Consider the following 6,980-nt stretch of genomic DNA (forward strand, 5'->3'; position numbering starts at 1 on the left):
TGCTGCGCAGCCCAACGCGGGACAAGCCCGCTCGCCACGACTCTCTATCATTTCCCACAGGATTGGGTCCAACCAGCCATGTTGCGGTTGAGCACGGCCTGCGATGAGGCCGCCACAAGCGTGCACAAAACCATGGCATCTCCCAAGCACCCGCCTTGGTAATCGTGGCGTGATCAGACCCCTTGCGGAATATCCTCGCCACCCAGTGCCTCGAACAGCGCCGGGAGGAATTCCTTGAAGGTCATCATCATCAGCAGGAAGCTGGCATCGAACTGCTGCGCCGCTTCGTCGCCGCCATCCTGCTCGGCCTGCTCTTGCAGCAGCTCCTCGAACTTCAAGCGCTTGATCACGGTTTTGTCGTCCAGCACGAACGACAGCTTGTCCTGCCAGGCCAGGGCCAGTTGCGTGACCACCTTGCCGGTGCTCAGGTGCAGCTGGATCTCTTCGCCGGTCAGGTCCTGACGCTTGCAGCGCACAATGCCGCCGTCTTCGGCGGTGTCGCGCAGCTCGCATTCATCGAGCACGAAGAAGTCGGCGGCAGGGGCCTGGGCCTTGACCCAGTCGGTCATGGTCGCAACAGGCGCAACTTTGACGGTGACCGGGCGCACGGGTAGCGAGCCCATGACTTCACGCAGGGTCGACAGCAGGTCTTCGGCGCGCTTGGCGCTGGCCGAGTTGACCAGGATCAGGCCCTGGCGCGGGGCGATGGCAGCGAAGATCATCGAGCGGCGGATGAACGCGCGCGGCAGGAAGGCCTGGATGATCTCGTCCTTGATCTGGTCGCGCTCCTTTTTATAGACCTTGCGCATTTGCTCGGCCTCGATCTCCTCGACCTTTTCCTTCACCGCATCGTTGACCACGCTGCTGGGCAGGATGCGCTCTTCTTTACGCGCCGCAATCAGCAGGAACTCGCCGCTGACGTGCACCAGGGGTGCGTCTTCGCCTTTGCCGAAAGGGGCGACGAAACCGTAGGTGGTCAGTTCCTGGCTGGCGCAGGGGCGGGCCGGCTTGCTGGCCAGGGCGGTTTCCAGTGCTTCAGGCTCGAACGGGACATCCTGGGTCAGGCGGTAGGTCAGCAGGTTCTTGAACCACATGGGGTGAATCTCTCCTTAATGCATAAGGCGGGCATTATTCTCCGAGCAGAGGTTCCAGGCCAACCCTGTCATTGGGCCAGTAGCTGCTATTAAGGAAGAAAAGGGGGTGGCGCTAGGTCTTTGAAAAATATTCAAAATAATTTGAAAAAAGTGCTTGCCAGGGTGGGGTGTCGTCCGTAGAATGCGCGCCACACCGAGACGAAGGGTGATTAGCTCAGCCGGGAGAGCATCTGCCTTACAAGCAGAGGGTCGGCGGTTCGATCCCGTCATCACCCACCACTCGATGTATAGCGCGGCGGTAGTTCAGTCGGTTAGAATACCGGCCTGTCACGCCGGGGGTCGCGGGTTCGAGTCCCGTCCGCCGCGCCATATTATGCTTCAAGGCCCACTGAACACCTTGAGGCAACAGACAAAGCGACCCTAGGGTCGCTTTTTTTGTGTCTGGCTTTTTGTCAGAATGCCCCCTGTCCGCCGCCCGTGGCCAGCAGGCCGAGCGCCGGGTCTTTCCGCAAGCAAGAGACCGACCATGCAGGATGCCAGCTTCTCTACTCCCGCCGCACCGCTCCTGGGTATCGACCTGGGTACCACCAACAGCCTGATTGCCGTCTGGCAGCAAGGCGAAGCGCGCCTGATCGCCAACGCCTTGGGTGAAGTGCTGACCCCTTCGGTGGTCAGCGTCGATGACGACGGCAGCATTCTGGTCGGCCAGGCCGCCCGTGCCCGCCTGGCCACCCATCCTGAGCGCACTGTGGCTGCGTTCAAACGTTTTATGGGCAGCGACAAGCAATACGTCCTCGGCGAACACCGTTTTTCCCCCGAAGAGCTGTCGGCGTTGGTGCTCGGTGCCCTGAAGCAGGACGCCGAGGCCTACCTCGGTTGTCCGGTCAGCGAGGCGGTCATCTCGGTGCCGGCCTATTTCAGCGACGAGCAGCGCAAGCGCACAGTGTTCGCGGCAGAACTTGCCGGGCTCAAGGTGCAGCGGCTGATCAACGAACCCACCGCCGCCGCCATGGCCTACGGCCTGCACGAGCAGAAGTGCGAGCGCACGCTGGTGTTCGACCTGGGCGGCGGCACTTTCGATGTGACCGTGCTGGAATACGCGCTGCCGCTGATCGAAGTACATGCGTCCACCGGCGACAACTACCTGGGCGGTGAAGACTTCACCGAAGCGCTGCTGCAAGCCTGCATGCGCGATTGGGGCTTGAAGCCCGAGACCATGCAGCCCCAGGCGCTGGCCAGCCTGTCCGATGCGGTCGAGCAGTTCAAGCGCGAGCTGGGCGAGAGCGGTGCCACGCTGCGCTGGAGCGGCGATGGCGAGCCCCGCGAATGGCCGGTGGACGAGCTCAAGTTGCAGTCGATCTGGGCGCCGTTGCTGGCGCGGGTCCGCGCACCCATCGAACAGGCCCTGCGCGATGCGCGGCTGAGCCCGCGCGAGCTGGACAGCCTGGTGCTGGTGGGCGGCGCAACACGCATGCCGCAGGTGCAGCAACTGGTGGCCAAGCTGTTTGGTCGCCTGCCATACCGTCACCTGGACCCAGACACCATCGTCGCCCTCGGCGCCGCCAGCCAGGCAGCCTGCAAGGCGCGCGACGCCGCCATCGACGAGCTGATCCTGACCGATGTGTGCCCTTACACCCTGGGTATCGCCTCGTCCCGTGGCAGCGATGTCACCGGCGCGTTCTCGCCGATCATCGAGCGCAACACCATTATCCCGACCTCCAAGGTGCAGCGTTTCTACAGCACCCATGCCGAGCAGAAAGAAGTGCGCATCGCCGTGTACCAGGGCGAGCGCCCGTGGGTACGCGACAACATTCTGGTGGACAGCTTCGATGTGCCGTTGCGCCCGACCGGTGAGATCCAGTCGCTGGATGTGCGCTTCAGCTACGACATCAACGGCCTGCTGGAAGTGGACGTGACCTTCATTGAAAGTGGCCAGAAACACAGCCACAGCATTGACCGCAGCCCCACAGGGCTGGACGCCGATGCGCGCCAGGCCAGTGAACAGCGGCTGGCCAAGCTGAAGATCCACCCGCGCGACACCTTGCCCAACCGCACCCTGCTGGCGCGTCTTGAGCGCGCCTGGATGCAGAGCCTGGGTGATGAACGCGAGTTGATCAGCAGCTGGCTGGACGCCTTCAATCAGGTGCTGGCAGGCCAGCAGGCCACTGATATCAACCGCGAGCGCCAGGCCTTGAGCCGGGCGCTCGACGACCTGCGTTACTGACCGTTGATGCGGCGCAAGGTGGCCTGCAGGCCGCCTTGCAACGGGTCGGCAACACCCGGCGGCGGGCCGTAGCGGTTCGGCAGCTTGTCGCCGGGGGCCACCAGCAGCAACAGCGGCAGGAACGGCACAACACGGCTCAGCGCCAGCAGCAACAGCAGCGATGGCACCCCGCGGCCCAAGTCGCGCAGGCGGCGCAGTGTGCCGCTGACCATTGCCAGCACCAGCACCACGGACATGGCCGCCATCATCCACGGTGACTGCAGCATCAACACGCCACTCAACACCACCGCCAGCAGGTGCAGGCTGTAGCCTGTGCGGTTCAGCCGGCTCTTGAGCTTCCAGAATGCCCAAGGTGCAGGTTGCGGCTGTAGCGGATCGTTGTTGAGCATGCGCTCGCCCCAGGACAGCACGGCCATGGCCGCGCAGCGCAGCCCTGGGTCCTGGTTCGGGTCGTCCTTGACCTTTTGCAGCGCGCGCAAGGCGCGGGTGCTGGGCAGGGTGCACTGCACCAGCAAGTGTTCCAGGGCATCTGTCAGCCCGTCGACCTGCGTCTTGTCCAGGCTGTACTCACGCAGCGCCGCGGCCGGTGGGGTGCGCAGCTTGCCGTTGACCAGGTCGCGCCGCCAAGGGTCGAACCAGGCGCCATGCAGATCGACCGCTTCAAGGCGATTGCGCAGGCGCGTGCGCCGTTCTTCGTCCAGCGAGCGGTCGTGATACAGCACTGCGCACAGCAGCATGTAACCCAGCGGATGGTCTTCGAGCAGGCGGCCGTCGTCATTGTCCAGGCAGTCGGCCAGCAGCTCGGCCTGTGGCAGGCGCTCGCTTTCCAAGGCGCGCTGCAGGGTCGACAGGCGGGTGGCAAGGGTGGCCTGTGCGGCATCGCTGCGGTCCAGGCTGCCGAGCAATCCGCCGCCCTGATGGTTCAGCAACAGGTTGTGGGTGGCCGCAAACTGATGCTCCGGCGTGTACTGCAACTGGCCCGGCAGGGCTGGGTCGATCATGGCCAGCCAGCGGGTCGGCTGGTCGAGGGTGGCGAGCATGAACAACTGCTGGCGGTGCCATTGCCACAGCGCGTCGCCTTCAGGCATCGGCGGCAGGGTCACGCCATCTTCGGCCATTTGGCCCTGCAACTTCATGGCAAATGGCACGGTGAACATGCGCGGCATGTCGAAGTGGCGGTTGAGCTCGTACACCGCCTGGGCCGAATACTGGCGCATGCGCCGCAGCCATTCGCGGCACGCCGAGCGTACGGAATCTTCAAGCAGGCCGTCAGGCATTTCGGCACCCGGCTGGGTGTCCCGGCAATACTCTGCCAGCGCCAGGGCAACGGGATTGTGCTCAAGCCAGTGCAGTTGTTGCGCGGCCTGGCGCTGGAAGCCTTCGATGATCAAACCGTCCAGCGGGTCGTCGCTTGGGCGCTGTTCGAGTATCAGGCGCAGCAAGCCGCTTTCGCCGCGCTGCAGGGCCCAGGCCTGCCAGTACAGGCGGTGCAGTTCGCTGTCGTCCTGGATTTGCAGCAGCCAGGCCAGCAGCGGCAGTTCGTCGTCGCCGTCCAGCCGCCAGTCGATGAAGGTCGCGGCGATGCCACCCAACTGCCGGTGCGAAGCCTCCGCCCAGCGCGACAGGGTTTGCGGCGTCTGCCCGGGGCTGCCCCAGAGGTGCGCAGCGTCGTCAAGCTCTGCTGGCCAGCTGTCCGGGTTGCTCAGGCGGTCGAACGCCTGAATCAGCAATGGCAGGCGCTGCGGCTGATGATGCGCGCACAGCTCCAGCAGCCAGCGCTCGGCTTGCGGGTGTTGGTACTCTCGATACAGGCGCAGCCAGCATTCCAGCGCTTGCTCTTCGGCGCCCAAGGCATTGGCCTGGGTGGCAAGCATGTAGAGCAGGTCGGCGTTGTCTTCGCCTTGCTCCTTGCGCGCCTGCAGTTGCGCATAGAACGTCTGGTTGGGAATCGCGGCATGGCAGAACTGCTCGGTCAGCCGCTGGATGAGCACTGGGTCGTCCGGGATCGCCAGGCAGGTATGCGTGCTGACGAAATCGGCGTACTCGAACAACGGGCGCTGCTGGTAGGTGTATTCGAGGCTTCGGAAATACCACAGGGTTTCCATTTGCGCCGCGGGTGGCCAGTCGCGCATCAACCCGGTGTCGAACGGGTCGGGCTGTTCGAAGCGGTTGAGCAGAGCTTCGATCTGCTGCGGGTTGTCCAGGCGCAGCAACTGGTCCGCCCAGGCCATGCGCTTGGCCAGCAGGTTGACGCAGTTGTGCGACAGGGGGCCGGAGTCGTACAAGGCATGCAACAGGGGCTTGCTGATGTCGTCCAGCTCGTTGAGCGGCAGCTCGTCCAGCTCGGCGATGTAGGCCTGCCACACCGGTGGGTCGAAACGCAGGCTCGGTTCTTCGAGGATGGTATAGAAGCGCTGCAGCGCCGGGTGGGGCGGCGGCGGCTCGTGGTGGGTTTCAGGATCCGGGTCGAGATCGTCTTCGCGGGCCAGGCGCAGGGCTTGCTCGTAGGCTTCGCGCAGGGCCTGGAAGCCCTCCGGGTCGGTTTCCGGGTGGTGCGCCGGCAGCCGGCCACGGTAGGCCAGGCGGATGGCATCGAGGTCCTGGGTTGGCTCGATGCCCAGACGAATCCAGCAACTCATGACCAGCAGTCCTCTTCCAGGGTGTCGGGGCGGGGTGGCTCGGGTATGTCCAGATCCCACGGCAGGCTGGCAAACAGGTCAAGCGCGCCCATGCGCAGGTTGAGCTGGATGCAGCGGTTCCAGTGCTCGTTGCCTTGGCGTTCGAGGTTGGCGGCCAGGGTGTCGTCGCTGGAGTCGCCGACGTTCCACAGCGCCTTGCCGAACAGGTAGCCGGCCTGGTAGCTGCGCCAGCGGTTGTAGTAGTGGCGCGCGCGCAGGGCCAGGCGGTAGTGCAGGTAGAGGCTTTCGTCCAGGGTCACGAAACCCTTCTTGACCCCGGCGCGCAGCAAAAAGCCCATGCGCCCCAGGTCCCAGGCACGGGTGCCGCCCGGCCCGCAGTCGGGGTAGGTGCGCGCGGCATATTCGTGAAGGATGCGCTGGCGCGGAGTAAGGGTATCGAGCAGTGCCTGCCACTGGCTGGGCAGGCAGCGTTGGTATTGCCAGTAGGCGCCGCTGAGTTCGGTGGCGTGGCCGGTGTCGGCCATGCCCAGCATGTCGAGCAACTGCGCGCGGTTGGCGATGCCCCACCAGCGTTCAAGGTCGGTCTCGTCCTTGCCTTCGTAGTATTGCGGGGCGGTATAGCTGGCGCCGTTGAGCGCGGCCATGGGTGCTGAAAGCGCGTGCAGCCAGTTCTGCGCGGAGTCTTCCATGAACAGGGTCCTTGAGGCGCGGGAAATGGCGCGGATTGTAAAGCAATGGCCGGGTCAAGATAAATGTCGGGTGCGGGGTTTGCGGGGTGGCGCACGCCTTTACCGGCCTCGCTTTTGATTGTGTAGGAGCGGCCTTGTGTCGCGAATGGGGTGCGAAGCGCTCCCAGCATTTGCGCACCATCCTGATATCGCAGGGGCTGCTACGCAGCCCTTTCGCGACACGAGGCCGCTCTCATAGAACAAACGCTAACTGTCTGATTCACATCGAAACGTGGGAGCGGGCTTGCCCCGCGATAGCGATCGCACTGCCAGCATCGCATCGCGGGGCAAGCCC

General features: G+C 64.5%; 4 protein-coding genes and 2 tRNA genes. 3 read left to right on the forward strand and 3 right to left on the reverse strand.

Going from position 1 to position 6,980, the window contains the following annotated elements; all coding sequences use genetic code 11:
• Positions 1-173 precede the first annotated feature (173 nt).
• Complete coding sequence (gene rdgC / locus HU720_RS23505) at positions 174-1,094, reverse strand: recombination-associated protein RdgC (RefSeq protein ID WP_186523480.1); 921 nt, start codon at positions 1,092-1,094, stop codon at positions 174-176.
• Positions 1,095-1,297: 203 nt separating this feature from the next.
• On the opposite strand from rdgC, the gene HU720_RS23510 reads away from it, so the two are divergent.
• The 3 genes from HU720_RS23510 to HU720_RS23520 all read left to right on the forward strand — a co-directional run bounded on the left by HU720_RS23510 (position 1,298) and on the right by HU720_RS23520 (position 3,318).
• Positions 1,298-1,373 (forward strand) — tRNA-Val (locus HU720_RS23510).
• Between the two features lie 13 nt (positions 1,374-1,386).
• Positions 1,387-1,463: transfer RNA gene (locus HU720_RS23515), tRNA-Asp, on the forward strand.
• 157 nt (positions 1,464-1,620) lie between these two features.
• Positions 1,621-3,318 carry a molecular chaperone HscC gene (locus HU720_RS23520; RefSeq protein WP_186523482.1) on the forward strand — a complete coding sequence of 566 codons (1,698 nt, stop codon included), beginning with the start codon at positions 1,621-1,623 and terminating at the stop codon, positions 3,316-3,318.
• On the opposite strand, the gene HU720_RS23525 is transcribed toward HU720_RS23520, so the two are convergent.
• Both HU720_RS23525 and HU720_RS23530 read right to left on the reverse strand, forming a co-directional pair.
• Positions 3,312-5,957 carry a J domain-containing protein gene (locus HU720_RS23525; protein ID WP_186523484.1) on the reverse strand — a complete coding sequence of 882 codons (2,646 nt, stop codon included), beginning with the start codon at positions 5,955-5,957 and terminating at the stop codon, positions 3,312-3,314. The two genes, HU720_RS23520 and HU720_RS23525, sit on opposite strands and share 7 nt — an antisense overlap.
• Positions 5,954-6,646 carry a DUF1266 domain-containing protein gene (locus HU720_RS23530; protein ID WP_186523486.1) on the reverse strand — a complete coding sequence of 231 codons (693 nt, stop codon included), beginning with the start codon at positions 6,644-6,646 and terminating at the stop codon, positions 5,954-5,956. Before HU720_RS23530 ends, HU720_RS23525 begins: the two co-directional genes overlap by 4 nt.
• Between the last annotated feature and the right edge of the window lie 334 nt (positions 6,647-6,980).

The organism is Pseudomonas sp. SWRI51, from assembly GCF_014268825.1.
GTDB lineage: Bacteria > Pseudomonadota > Gammaproteobacteria > Pseudomonadales > Pseudomonadaceae > Aquipseudomonas > Aquipseudomonas farsensis.

What these genes read in the sequence shown, in the direction of transcription:
- rdgC (WP_186523480.1), bottom strand. Translation starts at nt 1,094, where the DNA reads ATGTGGTTCAAGAACCTGCTGACCTACCGCCTGACCCAGGATGTCCCG.
- HU720_RS23520 (WP_186523482.1), top strand. Translation starts at nt 1,621, where the DNA reads ATGCAGGATGCCAGCTTCTCTACTCCCGCCGCACCGCTCCTGGGTATC.
- HU720_RS23525 (WP_186523484.1), bottom strand. Translation starts at nt 5,957, where the DNA reads ATGAGTTGCTGGATTCGTCTGGGCATCGAGCCAACCCAGGACCTCGAT.
- HU720_RS23530 (WP_186523486.1), bottom strand. Translation starts at nt 6,646, where the DNA reads ATGGAAGACTCCGCGCAGAACTGGCTGCACGCGCTTTCAGCACCCATG.